This is a genomic window from Saccharopolyspora erythraea NRRL 2338 (assembly GCF_000062885.1).
Classification (GTDB): domain Bacteria; phylum Actinomycetota; class Actinomycetes; order Mycobacteriales; family Pseudonocardiaceae; genus Saccharopolyspora_D; species Saccharopolyspora_D erythraea.
In genome coordinates, this window is sequence record NC_009142.1 from 4830143 (window position 1) to 4846833 (window position 16691).

At 72.5% G+C, this 16691-nt stretch carries 15 protein-coding genes; 7 read left to right on the top strand and 8 right to left on the bottom strand.

Annotated features, from left to right (window positions below; translation table 11 throughout):
• Positions 1-124 precede the first annotated feature (124 nt).
• The 3 genes from SACE_RS20895 (at position 125) to SACE_RS20905 (ending at position 3989) form a co-directional block, all read left to right on the top strand.
• Positions 125-1567, top strand: a complete 1443-nt coding sequence (locus SACE_RS20895; RefSeq protein WP_009949551.1) for an Nramp family divalent metal transporter — start codon at positions 125-127, stop codon at positions 1565-1567.
• Positions 1568-1625: 58 nt separating this feature from the next.
• Entirely contained in the window at positions 1626-2903 is a 1278-nt protein-coding gene (locus tag SACE_RS20900; RefSeq protein ID WP_009949549.1) for an alpha-hydroxy acid oxidase, read from the top strand.
• Between the two features lie 204 nt (positions 2904-3107).
• Entirely contained in the window at positions 3108-3989 is an 882-nt protein-coding gene (locus SACE_RS20905) for a S1 family peptidase (RefSeq protein WP_009949548.1), read from the top strand.
• A 94-nt stretch (positions 3990-4083) separates the two neighbouring features.
• On the opposite strand, the gene SACE_RS20910 is transcribed toward SACE_RS20905, so the two are convergent.
• The gene (locus SACE_RS20910; protein ID WP_009949547.1) at positions 4084-4572 is read right to left on the bottom strand and encodes a GreA/GreB family elongation factor; all 489 of its coding nucleotides are present in this window, start codon (positions 4570-4572) and stop codon (positions 4084-4086) included.
• A gap of 223 nt (positions 4573-4795) precedes the next feature.
• On the opposite strand from SACE_RS20910, the gene SACE_RS20915 reads away from it, so the two are divergent.
• Complete coding sequence (locus SACE_RS20915; RefSeq protein ID WP_009949546.1) at positions 4796-5566, top strand: MBL fold metallo-hydrolase; 771 nt, start codon at positions 4796-4798, stop codon at positions 5564-5566.
• A 50-nt stretch (positions 5567-5616) separates the two neighbouring features.
• On the opposite strand, the gene SACE_RS20920 is transcribed toward SACE_RS20915, so the two are convergent.
• The 4 genes from SACE_RS20920 to SACE_RS20935 form a co-directional block, all read right to left on the bottom strand.
• Positions 5617-6627: an ATP-grasp domain-containing protein gene (locus SACE_RS20920; protein ID WP_009949544.1), complete on the bottom strand. Its 1011-nt coding sequence runs from the start codon at positions 6625-6627 to the stop codon at positions 5617-5619.
• A gap of 86 nt (positions 6628-6713) precedes the next feature.
• Entirely contained in the window at positions 6714-7184 is a 471-nt protein-coding gene (locus SACE_RS20925) for a hypothetical protein (protein WP_009949543.1), read from the bottom strand.
• Between the two features lie 123 nt (positions 7185-7307).
• Positions 7308-7766, bottom strand: coding sequence for a GNAT family N-acetyltransferase (locus SACE_RS20930; RefSeq protein ID WP_009949542.1), 459 nt, complete (start codon positions 7764-7766; stop codon positions 7308-7310).
• Between the two features lie 38 nt (positions 7767-7804).
• Positions 7805-8449: a hypothetical protein gene (locus SACE_RS20935; RefSeq protein WP_011874301.1), complete on the bottom strand. Its 645-nt coding sequence runs from the start codon at positions 8447-8449 to the stop codon at positions 7805-7807.
• Positions 8450-8680: 231 nt separating this feature from the next.
• Here SACE_RS20935 and SACE_RS20940 point away from each other — a divergent pair, with 231 nt between their 5' ends.
• Positions 8681-9961: an aspartate aminotransferase type Ic gene (locus SACE_RS20940; protein WP_011874302.1), complete on the top strand. Its 1281-nt coding sequence runs from the start codon at positions 8681-8683 to the stop codon at positions 9959-9961.
• Between the two features lie 56 nt (positions 9962-10017).
• On the opposite strand, the gene SACE_RS20945 is transcribed toward SACE_RS20940, so the two are convergent.
• Both SACE_RS20945 and SACE_RS20950 read right to left on the bottom strand, forming a co-directional pair.
• Entirely contained in the window at positions 10018-10920 is a 903-nt protein-coding gene (locus tag SACE_RS20945; protein WP_009942903.1) for a DMT family transporter, read from the bottom strand.
• 33 nt (positions 10921-10953) lie between these two features.
• Positions 10954-12438 (bottom strand): ArnT family glycosyltransferase, encoded by a 1485-nt coding sequence (locus SACE_RS20950; protein ID WP_044547948.1) that lies wholly within the window; start codon positions 12436-12438, stop codon positions 10954-10956.
• Between the two features lie 362 nt (positions 12439-12800).
• Here SACE_RS20950 and SACE_RS20955 point away from each other — a divergent pair, with 362 nt between their 5' ends.
• Positions 12801-15221, top strand: coding sequence for a WS/DGAT domain-containing protein (locus SACE_RS20955; RefSeq protein WP_009942901.1), 2421 nt, complete (start codon positions 12801-12803; stop codon positions 15219-15221).
• A gap of 6 nt (positions 15222-15227) precedes the next feature.
• Positions 15228-15965, top strand: a complete 738-nt coding sequence (locus SACE_RS20960) for an SDR family NAD(P)-dependent oxidoreductase (RefSeq protein WP_009942899.1) — start codon at positions 15228-15230, stop codon at positions 15963-15965.
• An 8-nt stretch (positions 15966-15973) separates the two neighbouring features.
• Here the strand turns inward: SACE_RS20960 and SACE_RS20965 are convergent, their stop codons facing one another.
• Positions 15974-16687: a VC0807 family protein gene (locus tag SACE_RS20965; RefSeq protein WP_231849714.1), complete on the bottom strand. Its 714-nt coding sequence runs from the start codon at positions 16685-16687 to the stop codon at positions 15974-15976.
• Positions 16688-16691: the final 4 nt, after the last annotated feature.

Genomic DNA, 16691 nt, shown 5'->3' on the forward strand with positions numbered 1-16691 from the left:
CACTCGAGGTCGTCGCTCGCCGCCGGCTCCACGATCGCCGAGCCCGCGTGCTGCGCCGTGCCGCCACTTCCGTTCCTCCTCCCCCCGAATCTCCCGCACTGGCAGAAAAGCAGAGGTGGCGTTGATGGTGACGTCGAGCCGCAACGGCGCGGACCTCTCCGACCCGTCGGAGGCGTTCCCCGCCAAGCACATCCCCCAACCGCAGGTACGCGACCTGCCGGCGCCGCCGGCCCGGCAGTGGCGCTACATCGGCCCGGGCGTCGTGGCCGCGGGCGTGGGCATGGCCAGCGGGGAGTTCATCCTCTTCCCCTACATCTCCTCCCAGGTCGGGCTGACCTTCGTCTGGGCCGCGCTGCTCGGGCTGATGACCCAGTACTTCCTCAACATGGAGATCGAGCGCTACACGCTGGCCACCGGGGAAACCGCGGTCACCGGCTTCAGCAGGCTGTGGCGGCACTGGGGCCTGGTCTTCGCCGCGATGGCCTACTTCGCCAACCTCTGGCCCGCGTGGACGACCAGCTCGGCGACGCTGGTGACCTACGTCTTCGGCGGTGACGTCGCCGTCGTGTCGGTGGCCATCCTGGTGCTGGTGGGGCTCATCCTCACGCTGGCGCCCACGGTCTACAGCGCGCTGGAACGGGTGCAGATGGTCAAGGTGGCGGCGTTGCTGCTGCTCATCGTCATCACCTCGGTGTTCGTCTTCGGCGCGTCGACCTGGTCCGGTGTGCCGACGATCGTGACCCAGCCGCGCTTCCCCGCCGCCGAGCTCGGTTTCGCCCTGCTGCTCGGCGCGCTGGCCTTCGCGGGCGCCGGCGGCGGCCAGAACCTGGTGCAGAGCAACTGGATCAGGGACAAGGGCTTCGGCATGGGCCACCACGTCCCCAAGATCGTGTCCCCGCTGACCCGCGAACCGGAGGCGCGCGGCCAGGCCGGGTTCATCTTCCAGCCCACCGAGCAGAACCTGACCCACTGGCGGGCGTGGTGGCGCTTCGCCAACAAGGAGCAGCTGCTCACCTTCGTCGGCATCTCCTTCGTGTCGATCGTGTTCATGTCGCTGCTGGCCTACACGACCGTCTTCGGCACCCCCGGGCTCAGCGACGACGTCTCGTTCCTGCGGGTCGAGGGCGAGCGGCTGATGGCCGCCGCGGGCGGCTGGTTCGGCTACTTCTTCTGGGTCGTCGGCGCGGTGTCGATGTTCAGCGCCGCGCTGGGCATCGTCGACTACACCAGCCGGCTCGCCGCCGACGTGCTCAAGACCTCCTACTTCCCCGACGCCTCGGAGAGCAAGGTCTACGCGGGACTGGTGTGGGGCCTGGTCCTGATCGGCACCGTCATCGTGTCCGTCGGCTTCGACCAGCCGCTGGTTCTGGCCACGATCGCGGCCTGCACGGGCGGGGTGATGATGTTCGTCTACTCCGGCTTGCTCATCCTCATCAACCGCAGGATGCTGCCGAAGCCGATCCGCATCAGCGGCTACCGGTTGGCGGCGCTGGTCTGGTCGATCCTGCTCTTCGGGGTGCTCGCCGTGCTGACCGTGCAGCAGCAGATCGGCGAGCTCTTCGGCTGACATCCGGTCGGCGCCGGCCGCCCGCACGGCGGCCGGCGCACGCTTCGAGGAAGGACCCATGACAGGCAAGATCCCCCTCGCCCGCGTCTCGCGGGCGAGGCAGTTCCCCAAGTGGTCGCAGATCCGCGAGGTGGTGCAGTTCAAGAAGCCGACGTTCGGGCTGACGGCGCGGCGGCTGGAGAACGCGCTCACCATCGAGCACCTGCGCAGGGCGGCCAGGCGGACCACCCCGCGCTCGGTCTTCGACTACGTCGACGGCGCGGCCGAGGAGGAGATCACCGCAGCGCGCAACATCGCCGCGTACCGGCGCGTGACGCTGCGCCCGGATGCGCTGCACCCGGTGGCCGAGCCGGAACTCGGCGTGGACCTCTTCGGCAAGCGCATCGCGATGCCGCTGGTGTTCGCGCCGACCGGCTACACGCGCATGATGCACCACCACGGCGAGGCCGCGGTGGCCCGAGTGGCCGAGCACTTCGGCGTGCCCTACTCGCTGTCGACGGTGGGCACGACGTCCATTGAGGACGTTCGCGCCGCCGCGCCCGGCGGCGACCTGTGGTTCCAGCTCTACCGCACCAACGACCCCGCGACCAACGAGCTGCTGGTGTCCAGGGCCGAGGCTGCCGGCTACTCGACGATGCTGCTCACCGTCGACACCTCGGTCGCGGGCAAGCGGCTCAAGGACGTCGTCAACGGACTGACCATCCCACCCACCCTGACCGCCAGGACGATCCTGAACATCTCGATGTTCCCGGCGTGGTGGTACAACAAGCTGACCACGCCGGGCATCGGCTTCGCCTCGCTTTCCGGGGTCGAGGGCAACCTCTCCTCCGAGGACGTCGCCCGCACCCTGTTCGACCCGGGCCTGGACTTCGCGGCACTGGAGTGGCTGCGCGAACGCTGGCCGGGCAAGCTGCTGGTCAAGGGCATCACCACGCCGGAGTCCGCCCGCGAGGTCGTCAGGCGCGGCGCCGACGGCGTGGTGGTCTCCAACCACGGCGGCCGCCAGCTCGACCGCTCGGCCGCGACGCTCGACGTGCTGCCCGCCGTGCGCGCGGCGGTCGGCGCGGAGGCGACGGTGATCATCGACGGCGGAATCCGGCACGGACAGGACATCGTGGCCGCACGCGCGCTGGGTGCGGACGCCGCGATGGTCGGCCGGGCCTACCTCTACGGCATCATGGCCGGCGGCCAGGACGGCGCCGTCCGCGCCTACGAGATCCTCGCCGACGAGTACCAGCGGTGCATGCAGCTGCTCGGCGTGCGGCGCAGCGAAGACCTCGGCGAACGCCACGTCGCGCTGCCGCGGGCGTGGTCGGCTGAATTCCCGGGAACCTGACCCGTCGGTGGTCCTGGTTTCCGCTGCACTGAGCGGAAACCAGGCACCCTCCCGGCGCCTTTCCCCGTTATCGTCCCGGTATTCTCCCGGCAAATCCGCAGTTCCTCCACTGCCGGCAACGCCCCCGCGGCGGGCCGGACTCGCCTAGATTGATCAGCACTGCGCGTGCACTTCGCGCAGCAGGAATGCTGGAGGAACAACCGAATGACCGAGAACCTGCGGGTGCGGTCGCTCAGGCGCGCCGCGGCCCTGGCCGCGGTGACCGCGGTCGGCACGCTCACGAGTCTTGGAACGGCGCACGCCGGCGGTCCCGGCGGCGAGGTGACGCCCTACATCATAGGCGGCTCGCCCGCGGACCAGACGTACTCGTTCATGGCCTCGTTGCAGTACGAGCGCGACGGGGACCCCGACTCCCACCGCTGCGGTGGTGCGCTGGTCAGCCCGGAGTGGATCGTGACCGCCGCGCACTGCGTCACCGAGCCCGGCACGAACGGCGCGCCGTTCACCGTCATGGACCCCGCGCTGTTCCACGTGCGGATCGGCACCACCGACCGCAACTCCGGTGGCAGCGTGGCCGAGCTCCGCGAGATCGTGGTGCACCCGGACTACCAGGCCAAGCCCGACCGCGCGGAGGGCAGCGACATCGCCCTGCTGCACCTGGACGGGCCGACCGACCAGGCGCCGGCCCCGATGGCCGACGCGATCAGCGAGCCGGGCACGGCCGTCCGCGAGATCGGCTGGGGCTACGTCTCCACCGACGACGCGGGCGACCCGACCAAGCTGCCGACGCAGCTGCAGCAGCTCGACACCGCGATCATCCCGCCGGCCACGCAGAAGTGCGTGACCGACGCCGAAGGCGACGACTCCTGGGGCATCCGCGACGGCGACGTCTGCGCGGACAACCCGGAGGGCGTGCGCGGACCCTGCGGCGGTGACTCGGGTTCGCCGCTGCTGGTCGCCGAGGGCGACCGCTGGAAGGTCGTCGGCGTCGACAGCCGGGGCGTCGGTTCCGTCTGCGGCGAGTCCCCCGACATCTACACCAGCGTCGGCGACTTCCGCGACTGGGTGGACAGCGTGATCGCCTGACCGGAACGCTCGACCAGCTGATCACCCGATCAGCACCCCGGGGCCCTGCCATCGCGGACGCGGCGGCAGGGCCCCGTTCTGCCTGCCGGCGGCTTCAGCCTCCCCGCGACGGCAGGCGGACGTCGAGCAGGTGCACCCGCGCCGGGCCGTCGGGTGTGGAGTAGGTGACGTCGGTTCCCGCGCTCCCCCCGGCCAGCGCCAGCGCGAGCGGACTGTCGGATGTCATCGTCTGGTCCTCCTCGCCCTCCGGCACCTCCTCCGGGATACCCACGACCCGCAGCTCCTGCACCGTGCCGTCCTCGAAGCGCACCCGCACCTCGGTACCGGGCGGCAGCCCCTCGGCCCCCTGGCCTGCCCGCCGGCCGCGCCCGGTCAGCCGCCGTTCGAGCGCGGCGATGCGGTCGTCGTACCAGGCCAGCTCGTCGGCCCCTTCCAGCGCCAGGGAGTCGTCGCCGCGGTCGCCGACGGGATCACGCTGCGACAGCTCCTCGGCGAGATGCCGCCGCTGTGCGCGCAGCGACCGCGCTTCCTCCTCCAGCCGCGCGCGAGCCTCCGGAGGCAGGTCCGGGCCGCTGCTGCTCATGCCGTCCCTCCCTTTCACCGGGGGCGTCCCGGCAGTATCGGCCATCCCGGCCACGGCAGCACTCGCGACGCGAGCCCCGCACACCCGTTCGACCGAAGTGGACGATGGCGCGGCGCGTGGCCGTCGACCGATCGGGGCTTGGTACGGCAGGGCACGGAGCGTGACCGGATACTGGCCACCGCACGTTTCGAATCCACATCCAAACCACCTGCGGAGAACCCTCATGGAGTTGACCGTTCTCGGTTGTTCGGGAAGCGCGCCCGCACCGGAGTCGCCGTCGTCGGGGTACCTCCTGCGGTCCGGGGACACCAGGCTCGTGATCGACCTCGGAAACGGCACCATGGGGCCGTTGCAGCGCTGGACCGACCCGTTCGACGTCAACGCGCTGCTGCTGACCCACCTGCACCCGGACCACTGCGCCGACTTCGCTCCGCTGGCGGTCTACCTCCGGTACCGGCCGAACAAGCCGTACGACCCGACGCAGCGCCGCATGCCCGTCTACGCGCCGCGGGAAGCGCCGAGCCGGCTCGCCGCGCTGTACGCGCCCAGCGCCGAGGAGCTCGGGCAAACCGACCTGAGCGACGTCTTCGAGTTCCTCGAACCGCCGGCCGAACCGGTCCGCGTCGGGGACTTCGAGATCCGCGCGTTCCCGGTCGACCACCTGTGCCCGACCTGGGGCCTGCGCATCGAGGCGGAGGACCGGGTGTTCGCCTTCACCGGCGACACCGGCCCCAGCGACGAAATCGCCAAGCTCGCGGCGGGCGCCGACGTGCTGCTGTCCGAAGCGTCCTGGTTGGACTCCCCGGACCAGCCCGCCGGCGTGCACCTGTCCGGCAAGCAGGCCGGGGCCGCCGCGGCGTCGGCGGGGGTGCGCAGGCTGCTGCTCACGCACTACTCGCCGTGGACCGACCAGCAAGCGCTGCTCGGCGAAGCCCGCGAAGCCTTCGACGGCCCCGCGGAACTGGTTCGCGCGGGCAGCTCCTACACGATCTGACCTCTCGCGGCTGCGGCCGGCCCCGCCCGGCGGCGGGGCCGGCGGACCTTTCAACGAGCCGACCGGGCTGCGGTGGCCTCGGCCAAGGCCGTGGTGAAGGCGCGGTGCAGCTCGTGCGCCAGCGACCTCCCCGCCGCGGCGAAGAGCTCCTGGTACAGCGCCGGTCCGGTGTTGACGTCGACGATGACCGGTTCACCTTCGTGGCGGATGATGTCGAACCCGAGCAACGGCAGGTCGAACGCGCGCCGCGCGGTGTCTACCAGCGCGGCGTGTTCAGCCGGAACCTCCCGGTGCTCGACCGCGCCGCCGTCACGTCCGGAGTCGTAGACCTTCCACGTCACGTCGTCCAGCCACACGTGGCGGTCCGCGCCCTTGCGGAAGCCGTAGACCACCTCGCCGCCCACGAGCGTCACACCCAGCCAATCCTCCGGGCTGTTCGGGTAGAAGCGCTCCAGCAGGAAGCTGCGCCCGGACGCCGCCGAGGGCACACCCCGCACGCGCCCCTCGGTGGTCTCCGCCTCGAGGTAGCCGACGACGTCGCGCAGCATCGAGAAGCTGTCGATGAACAGCACTCCCCAGCCGAAGCAACCCCGGCGGGGCTTGAGCACCGCCCGCCCCCACTCCTCGATCACCGGCGCCGCGGCCTCGATGTTGCGCCGGCTCACCAGCACGCTCTCCGGCACCGCCGCACCGGCGCGCGCCAAGGCCAGGTAGGACCAGTGCTTGTCGAACGCGACGGCGACCGTCTCGGGGTCGGGCACGACGACGGTGTCGCGCTTGAGCGTGAGCAGCGCGTCCAGGTCGTAGCTGCCGGGCTTGCGCGCGAAGTCGGCGTGCCAGAGGTAGGCGTCCAGGTCGTTCAGGCACACCTCGCCGCAGTGGACGCGTCCCCGCCGGACGTAGGAGTCGCGGAAGTCCACGCCGTGCACGAACTCCACGCCCTCCACCTCCGCCAGCAACCGCATCAGGACCGCGTGTTCCTCCGGCGGGATGACCCCGCCGCCGGTCGCCGCCAGGCCGTCGCAGACCTTCGCGGGCAGGAACGTCCCGACCATCAACATGGCCCCTCCCCCAAGCAGCGGAACCGTTGCCACCACACGGGCGCCGAGCGCCTGTTCGAGCGGGCAGTGCGCGCGTTGTGGCTCCGTTAGTCCTCAAGCATGTCGTAGACCGTTGCGGTGACGGCGCCGAAAACGAGGTGGGGGATGATGTCCGACGCCCACGAGCTCGGGGGCCACTCCCGCGGGTCGGTCACGCCCAGCGCGGTCATGGGCCCGACGCTGCCGATGTTCGCGGCAGCACCCGCGATCAGCCCCATCGCGGGCAGCGGCGCACGCGGCAACGCCGAACGCGCCGCGGCGCAGGCCAGCCCGGACCCGAGCCCGGCGGCGATGCCCAGCAGGGCGCCGATCCCCGCGCGCCGGTTGCCGGCCGCCTCGGTGCCGGAGCCCTCCGGGGCCAGCGGCCGGTGCGCGATGTCCTCCAGGCGGTGCACCGTCTCCTCCGGTGTGGTGCTGGCGGGGCGCCCGCGCAGCGCCATGTCGAGGTAGGTGACGGCGTTCAGCGCGGTCGTGCCGGCCGCGCCGGCAGCCAGGCCGTGCAGGAACCGACGTGTCATGGGCACCTCCTGGGACGTGGTGGGGATACCCACTCGGTGCCCCGGCAACGCTTGCCGCACGCACAGGGATCCCTGAAGTCCTCAGCTCACTCCACTGTGGTCCGATCGTGACCACGAACATGTTCATCTGCCATGCACGGCCGAGGCCGGGTGGCGAATCATGAACACGTCCACCGGATCCTCGGTCTCCAGTGCGAATCCGTGCCGCTCGTACAGCCGCCGCGCCGGACTGCCCTGCAACACGTTCAGCCGGACCACGGTGCCGTCGCGGTCGCACCGCTCCAGCAGCACGCCCAACACGTTCGTACCGACACCACAGCCCTGCGAGTGCTGGGCCAGGTAGAAGTGCTCCAACCAGTGCGCGTCCTCGGCCGGCCGCAGCGACACGCAGCCGGCGAACGCGCCGCCCACCTCGACCACCCAGGAGTGCGCAGGCACGAACCCGTCCCGCAGCCGCTGCCGAACCCGCTGCTCGTCGTACCGCCCGAGCCGCTCCAGATCCGCCCGCAGCACCACGGCCCGCAGCTCGGCCACCGTCTCGATGTCGGCCACCGAAGCCGGTCGAAGCTCCCAGTCCGCCATGATCGCCAGACTACGGCGCGCAGTTCCTCCCGCTCGCGTCAATCCGCGGCCGGCGCGGACCAGTCCGGGGTGATCGGCCGGCCGTTGGCGTGCCGGTGCTCGCAGATCCTCTTCAGGTTCCGCAGCTCGGTCCGGTGCCCGGCGTAGAACAGGTCCCAGAAGTCGCCGACCCACGGCCGGTCCGGCGAGGTGGCGAGCTCCGGCCACGGGTTCCGGTCGTAGTGGGGGTGCCGGCAGTTGGTCCACAGCACCACCGCACCCGGACGGCCGAGGACGGAACCGGCGTCCACGACGCGCATCAGGTAGACCATCCACAGGTGCTCGCCCTGGTCCCACGCGCAGTGGTAGTCGACCGTCATCGCGTCGGGGTTGGCCACGGTGCGGGTGTAGATGCGGGTGCTGTCGCCGCACAGCATCTCGTCGCCGACCCACAGCCCTGGTTCGGCGGTCTCGGTCAGCCCGCGCACGGACAGCGTCCACTCCGCGAGACTGCGGGTGTCGGCCAGGTACTCGTAGACTTCGCGAGCCGGTGCCTCGACGTGCTCGCTGAGCGAGCAGTACCGTCCGAAGACCTCCTCGTGCCGCCATGTCGGCCGGGTGAGCTCCCGCATGCGCGCCACGGTCTCCGAGCGCGGGCAGTTCTCGACGCGGACCAGGCCGGCGATACCGCTCAAAGTGGACACGAGATCATCTCCTCATCGCGGGACGGACACACTTGCGGGACCTCGCTGGAATCATCCGCCTCCCCGCCGGACACGGCTCGCCGATGCGAGCAGTGGCCCGCACGTGGTCACCGCGCTGCGCGACAGACCGTCCACGCACAGTGTCCGGTCCACACGGGCCGGAACCCCTCGCGGGCGAGTCGCTAAGGTGGCTCGTCGGACCGTTGAACGACTCACGGCGAAGGGAATCCGGTGACCGCTCCAGCCTCGACCGTCGAAGAGCTGACCGCCCAGCGCGACCGCGCCCGCCAGGACCACGCGGACCTGGTCGCACGCGGACTGCGCCTGGACCTCACGCGAGGCAAGCCGTCGCCGCGCCAGCTCGACCTCGCCGAAGACCTGCTGGACGCGCAGGCGCCCGCGGTCTCCGCCGACGGCACCGACCTGCGCAACTACGGTGGGCTGCAAGGACTGCCGGAGCTGCGGGCGATCTTCGGCGACTCCCTTCAGGTGCCGGTGGAGCAGCTGCTGGCCGCCGGGAACTCCAGCCTCGAGCTGATGCACGACGCGCTGGTCTTCGCCCAGCTCGGCGTGGTGCCCGGCGGCGAGCGCCGGTGGGTCGACGAACCGGAGATCGCCTTCCTGTGCCCGGTCCCGGGCTACGACCGGCACTTCGCGCTGTGCGAGCGGTTCGGCATCAGGATGATCCCGGTGCCGATGACCGCAGGCGGACCCGACATGGACGTCGTCGAGCGGCTCGTCGCCGAGGACCCGAGGGTCAAGGGCATCTGGTGCGTGCCCAAGTACAGCAACCCCGACGGCACCGTCTACTCCGACGAGACCGTGCGCCGGCTGGCCGCCATGCCCACCGCGGCCCGGGACTTCCGGATCTTCTGGGACAACGCCTACGCGGTGCACCACCTCGGCGACGAGCCCGCCGAGATCGCCGACCTGCTGGGGCTCTGCGCCGAGCACGGCAACCCCGACCGGGCGTTCGTCTTCGGCTCCACCTCGAAGATCACCTTCGCCGGCGGCGGCGTCGCCTTCTTCGGCGCCTCCCCCGCCAACGTCGAGTGGTGGCTGAGCTGCACCGCCAAGCGCAGCATCGGCCCCGACAAGATCAACCAGCTGCGGCACGTGCGGTTCCTCCGCGACGCCGAGGGGCTCCGGGAGCACATGCGCAGGCACGCGGCGCTGCTGCGGCCGAAGTTCGACGCGGTCGACAAGATCCTCACCAGCGAGCTGGGCGGCACCGGGCTGGCCTCGTGGACCAGCCCGGCAGGCGGCTACTTCATCAGCCTCCAGGTGCCCGAGGGCTGCGCCCGGGCGGTGGTGGCCAAGGCCAAGGAGGCGGGCATCAACCTCACTCCCGCCGGCGCGACCCACCCCTACGGCGACGACCCGGCCGACCGCGTGATCCGCATCGCGCCGACCTACCCGGAGCTGCCCGAGGTCGAGCAGGCGATCGCCGCGCTGGCCACCTGCGTGCGCCTCGTCGGCACCGAGAAGATCCTCGCCGACCTGAACAGCTGAGCGATCCGGAGGGGTGGGGCCCGGCCCCCACCCCTCCGCCTGGCTGCGCACGGCGCTCAGCCACCGCGAGCCCCGGCGGACCTGCCGGGGTCGCGCCGGGCGGTCTCGCTCTCGCGGACCAGCAGGAACACCCCGGCGACCACGGCGAGCGCACCGGTGACCTCACCGGCCAGCGCCGCCGCGTCGGTGCTGATCCGCTCGCCGAACCAGCTCACCCCCGCCACGACGCCGACCAGGGGGTCGGTCACGGCGATCACGGTCAGCGCCGGGGACAGGAAGACCCCTTCGCGGAAGGCGTTCTGGCTCAGCAGGAACCCGACCGGGCCGATCAGGCACACCACGTACAGCGACCAGTGCTGGAACGGCGCCAGCAGCCCCGCCTCGCGGACCTCCCCGGCGATCACCTTGAGCAGCGCGGCGGTCACGCCGTAGAGCAGCCCGGTGGCCAGGGCCAGCGCGAGCACCCGGATCTCGGTGCGCGCGTGGACGACCATGAGCGCACAGGCGAACAGGACCAGGGCGAGCAGGACGCCCAGCGGCAGGGCCTCCATCCCGATCGTGTGGTCGGTGCTCTCGCTGGGGCGCGCGCTGGACAGGAACAGCGACAGCCCGCCGATGCAGCACAGGACGCCGACCAGCAGGGTCCGGTCCAGCCGCTTGCCCGCGCCCCACGCGGCGAACGTGGCACCGAACAGCAGGCCGCTGAGCAGCAGCGGCTGCACCAGCGACAGCGGGCCGAAGGCCAGCGCCACCATCTGCAGCGAGAGCCCGGCGACCACCGCGAGCACGCTGGCGACCCACGCGGGGCGCCGGACCAGCAGCCACAGCAGCCTCGGGCTGACCCTCGCCGTCACCTCGGTGCTCTTGGCCTCGCGCTGCTGCACCGCGCTGGCCACGCCGAAGGCGGCAGCGCCTACCACCGCCGCCGGAACGGCGACGAGCAGGTGCGCGCCGTCCATCGCCAATCCCCTTCCTGCCCGCGGCTGTGGCCGTCACAACCGCCGCAGCGCCGGCCACAGCCCCGACCACGGCTGCTGCCTGCCCGTGCACAGCCAGACCCGCACGTCGTGCGGGTCGTCGCCGGCGACCGGCACCACGGTGCGGAAGTGTTCCCGCAGCGGTCCGGGATCGCCTCCCACGAACAGGGTGGTGTCGTGCTGCTCGGAGGGCGGCCCGAAGTACCAGAACCCCCGGTGCGGGCTGCGGACCTCCGGGCGGTCCCGGCCCGGCCAGAGCCGCTCCAGGACGCTTGCCTGCCAGTAGTGCTCGGCCACGACGACCGTGGTGCGGCGCTGCTCCGGTGCTACGTGCTGGTAGGCGTGGTGCACCGGTTCGACGACCTGGCGCCAGCCGCCGGAGTTGTTCGCCAACGCCCTCACCCGGTCCATGGCCGGTGTCTGGACGGCCACCGCGAGCACAAGCACCACCGCCGCGGACAGCGCCCAGGCGGGCCGGCCGGTCAGCCACCGCGCGGCCGGTCGCCCGTCCTCCACGCGGACCGCGGCCACCGCCCACAGCAGCGGCAGCAAGCCGAAGCAGTAGTAGTACCGACCGCCGCTCACCACGAAGAAGACCACGACACCGGCGCTCGCCCAGCCCAACCACCGGTAGTCGCGCAAGGCCGTCGAGCGCAGCAGTGCCCACAACCCCGCGCACGCCATCCCGGCGCCGATCGGCACGCCGGCGGTCAGCAGGAGCAGCGGGACCACGGACGCCCGCCCACCGCCGAGCTGGTCGATCTCGGCGGGCACCACGGCTGCCATCCGCAGCTGCGGCCACCCGTGCCACGCCTGCCACAGCGCACTGGGCAGCAGGGCGGCGAAGGCCAGTCCCGCACCCGCCCACAACCGCGGGCGGCGCACGATGTCGCGCGGGCCGACCAGCAGCGCGCTGATCAGCGCCGCCGCGCAGAACACCAGGACGAGGTACTTGGCCTGCAGAGCCACCGCCACCACGACCCCCGCGCCGAGCAGCAGCCGGTCGTCGCGGAGCCGGACCCACCGCACGAGCAGGAGGGTCAGGACCGCCCACATGAACGCGTCGACCGTCGGCGTCACCAGCAGGGAGCCCGTCACGGCCAGGTGCGGTGAGACCGCGAACGTCGCCGCCGCCACGACCTGCGCCTTCCGGCCGCCGCCGAGTTCACGGGCCAGCATGCCCACGACGAACACCCCGCACGCGGTCAGCGCCACCGCGGGCAGCCGCAGGACGAGGACCGATCCGGGCGCCGCGACGTCGGCGGCGTGGGCGAGCAGTGGCAGCAGCGGCGGCTGGTCGGCGTAGCCCCAGTCCAGCCGGTCCCCCGCTGCCAGGAAGTACAGCTCGTCGCCGTGGGGTTCGAGGGTCACGGCGAACACGAGCAGGAGCCCGGCCCACGCGGCCGCGATGCCGCCGAGCGCTAGCAACGCCGGCGGAGCCGTCGTGGTGGCCGACGGCGGCGAGGCCGGGAGGACGTTCGCGCGTGCGCCGGGCCGCATGTTCACACGCCGACGTCCGCGGTGCCCACGCCGGACAGCACCGGCGGATCCGCCTGGTCGAGCAACATCATCACCACCGCCCGAGGTGAACGCTTTCCGCCTCGGCTACCCGCCGGCACCACCGGCAACCCATGCCGGGCACCCCACCCGAAACCGGTGTTCGAGCGCGCCCGCGCCGACGGGCCGATTCGCCCGCGCGCGGTTAGGGTCTGTTCACAAGCGGCGTCAGCCGCTTGCGCTGCGCGGGACCCAGATCGCACCGCCGCGAGTTCCGAGAACCCGCCACCCGCACCGCCACGCGAACCACGTCCGGCACATTCCCCGGCCTCGGAGGGCACGAGCCACCTGGGAGGACCTGTCTCGTGACTTCCCCACCACGCCGTCTTCTGCTGCTCAGCGCCACCATCGGCGAGGGGCACAACGCCACCGCACGCGCGGTCGAAGAGGCCGCCCGGCGGGCGTGGCCCGGCTGCGAGGTGTCCTGGCTGGACGTCCTCGAACAGATGGGGTCCTGGGTCCCGGCGAGCTTCAACTGGATCTACGCCGCCAACGTCGAGTCGACGCCGTGGCTCTACGACTGGTTCTACCGGGCGCTGTGGCGTTGGCGCTGGTTCGCCGACGGCTCGCGCCGGTTCGTGGGTTCCTGGAGCGGGCGCCGCCTGCGCCGTCGCATCGCCGAGCACCGGCCGGACCTGATCGTGTCCACCTACCCGCTCGGCACGGCGGGGCTGGACTGGCTGCGGCGCCGCGGCGAGCTCGACGTGCCGCTGGCCGCCGTGGTGTCGGACTTCTGCCCGCACCCCTTCTGGGTTTACTCGCGGATCGACGCGCACTTCGTCATGAGCGAGGTCAGCCTGCGCGAGCTGCACCGCGCCGAGCCGGAGGCGGTGGGCGAGGTCTGCGCGCCACCGGTGGTCGCGGCGTTCCGGCCGGCAGACAGGACGGCGGCGCGCAGCCGGTTCGGACTGCCTGAGCAGGGCGTCACCGTGTTGGTCTCCTGCGGATCGCTCGGTTTCGGATCGGTCGAACGGGCCGTCGACGCCTCGCTCGCGGTGGAGGGGGTCGGCCGCGTCGTGGTCGTGTGCGCCCGCAACGAGGCGCTGCACCAGCGCTGCGCGCGGCGGGCCGAACGCGACCGCCGCCTCGTCCCCCTCGGCTGGACCGACGACATGCCCGCGCTGATCGCCGCCGCCGACGTCGTGGTGAGCAACGCCGGTGGTGCCACCGCGCTGGAAGCGCTCGCGTGCGGCCGGACGCTGGTGATGTTCGAGCCGATCGCGGGCCACGGCCGCGCCAACGCGGAGCTGATGGCCGAGGCCGGGCTGGCCGAGCTGTGCCCCCGTTCCAGCGACCTCACGGGCCTCCTGCGCACGCTGACCACCGACCCCGCCGAACTGCCGCGCCGGGAGCGGACCGCCCTGGAGCACAGCCGCATCGCGGACTTCACCGAGCAGGTCGCCGCGCTCGCCCGGCTCCGGCGGCAGCCGGCCACCGAGACCATGCGCGCCCAGGACGCGTTCTTCGTGCACGCCACCACCCCGCGCACACCCCAGCAGGCCGGAGCCGTTCTCCGGCTGGACGGTGGCACCCGGTCCACGCAGGAGTGGCGCGAGCACCTCCGCGAGCTGGTCCAGCACCGGGCGCCGGGGCTGCCGCTGCTCACGCGTCGGATGGTGTCCCGCGGACACCGCAGGCCACGCTGGCGACACGTCGAGGCGCTCGACCCGGCCGAGCACGTCCGCTGCCGCGAACTCCACTCCGGCACCCCGCGGGAGTGGCACCAGTCCCGGCACGCGTTCTTCGGCACTCCGGTACGAGCCGACGGCCCGCCGTGGGAACTGCTCCTGCTGCGCGACGCCCGCACGAACCGGACCGAGCTGCTGGCCAAGGCGCACCACGCCCTCGGCGACGGAGTGGCGATCACCAGCGCTCTCCTGCGGCTGCTCACCGACGACGAGACCCGCGCACCGGAGCAACCGGCCGACCGGCCTCGAGCGCGGCGGCCTCGGGCAGGAGTGCTCCTGCGCGGTCTCGCCCACCTGGCGAGCGCGGGATTCGCGCCGTCGACGGGCATCGATGGCCGCAGCACGGCCGGGCGCGCCTTCGCGTGGCGGGAGGTGCCGGCCGCCGACGTGCGGGCCCGCGCACGCGCGCACGGGACGAGCACCACCGCCGTGCTGCTGGCGGTCGTCGCCGAAGCCCTGCACCACCTGCTCGACGACCGCACCGGCACCACCCCGGGCCGGCGCTTCCGGATCATGGTCCCCAGGACCGCACGGCTGCGCGACGGCGTCGGCGTCGACGAGCCCGGCAACCACACCCGCACGCTGGTCATCGACCTGCCCATCGGCCCCATGCATCCCGCACAGCGCGTGACCGAGGTCGCCGAACGGATGGCGCGGGCGGAGGAGGGCGAGCAGCCGGCCGCCGCGGGCGCGGTCCTCGCGGCACTCGGGCTGCTGCCCGCACCCGTGCACCGGTGGGCGGTCCGGCACGTCTACCACCGCCGGTTCTTCGGCGCGGTGATCTCGGTGCTGCCCGGTCGCCGACGTCCGGTGCGTATCGGCGGCGCCCGGCTGACCACAGTTTTCCCCGTCCTCTCGCTGGCCGAGGGGGTCGGCCTCGCGGTGGGCGTGCTCAGCTGGGGCGACGCGGCCGGTTTCGGCGTCACGACCGACTCCGCGCTGCTGCCGGACGCCGCCGCCTTCGCCGACCGGCTGCTGCACGCCTTCGACGCGCTGGAAGCACCGGCGCTCGGAGAGCCATCGCTGCGGGGTTGGTGATCGAGGATGGAGCTGGACGGGCGCACCGCGCTGGTGACAGGCGCGTCGTCGGGCATCGGCGCGGCCACGGCCGCGGTTCTGGCGGCGGCGGGCTGCCGGCTGGTGGTCACCGGCCGGGACGAGCACCGCCTGACCGAGGTCGCCGAACGAACGGGTGCCCGGTCAGTGGTGGCCGATCTGACCGACCCGGCGCAGCTGCGGCTCGTCGCCGAAGCCGCGCGCGAAGCCGACCTGCTCGTGCACAGCGCGGGCGTGGGCTGGGCCGGAGACCTCGCAGCGATGCCGCCGGACAGCGTCGCCGGGCTGGTGGCGCTCAACCTGACGGCACCGGTGCTGCTGACCCAGGCCGCCCTGCCCGGGATGTCGCGGCGGCGGCGGGGCCACGTCGTCTTCGTCTCGTCGATCGCGGTCGTCGGGGTGCGCGACGAAGAGGTGTACGCGGCGACCAAGGGCGGGCTGCGGGCCTTCGCCGCGAGCATCCGGTTCCAGGCGGCGGCGCGGGGCGTCGGTGTCACCACGGTGTTCCCCGGAGCCGTGCGCACGCCGTTCTTCGGCAACCGCGGCCGTCCCTACACCCGCGGGTTCCCGCGGATGGTCGCCCCGGCCGCGGTCGCCGAGGCCGTGCTCGACGGCGTGCGGAGGGAGCGCGGTGAAGTGTTCGTGCCGCGTTGGCTGTCGGCGGCCGCCCGGCTCCACGGCGCCTTCCCGGGCGCCTTCCACCGCGCCGCCCGTCGCGCCGGGTGACCGCGCCGCTACCCCGCGGCGGCGGGCCTGCGGCCGAACCGCAGCTGGATGCCCTCGCCGCGCAGCTCGCGGCGGAACCACAGCATCGACGCCACCGCGGCGACGGCGACCAGGCTGAACGATCCGACGGTGCTCATGAGCAGGAAGTGGTCGATCGTCGCCTGGGCGAGCGCCCACAGCGTCGTCAGGCCGTTGACCGTGAACACCGCCGCCCACAGCACCGAGACCCGCCGGAAGAACCACTGCACGCGCGTGTTGCCGATCAACTCCGGCGGCAGGACGCAGAAGTCGCCCGCGAGCTTGACCAGGAACGGGTTCTCCAGCCGCAGCGTGACCAGCAGCGCCAGCGCGAGCAGGAAATTCTGCAGGCTGGGCTCCAGGAAGTACACGAACGAACTGCCGGTCGCGAACCCCAGCACGCTGCGGGCGACCAGCAGCGCGGTGGTCGCCCACAGCACCATCGGGACCGGGGCGCGCAGCACCAGCCGGAGCACCAGGGCGGCCAGCGCCCATCCGAGCGCGGCCAGCAGACCACCGGTCAGGTCGGTGAGCCGGAACAGCACGTAGAACAGCAGCAGGGGCACGAACACCGTTTCGCCGAGGTGCTTGGCGGCGTGCCACAGGTGCGATGCGAGACCTTCGAGGTGCACGACGTGGGGGCGGTGGATCGGTCTGTCCTCACCCGGCCGGAACATGAATCCGTGGCCGTCGGTCGGGGGCACGTCG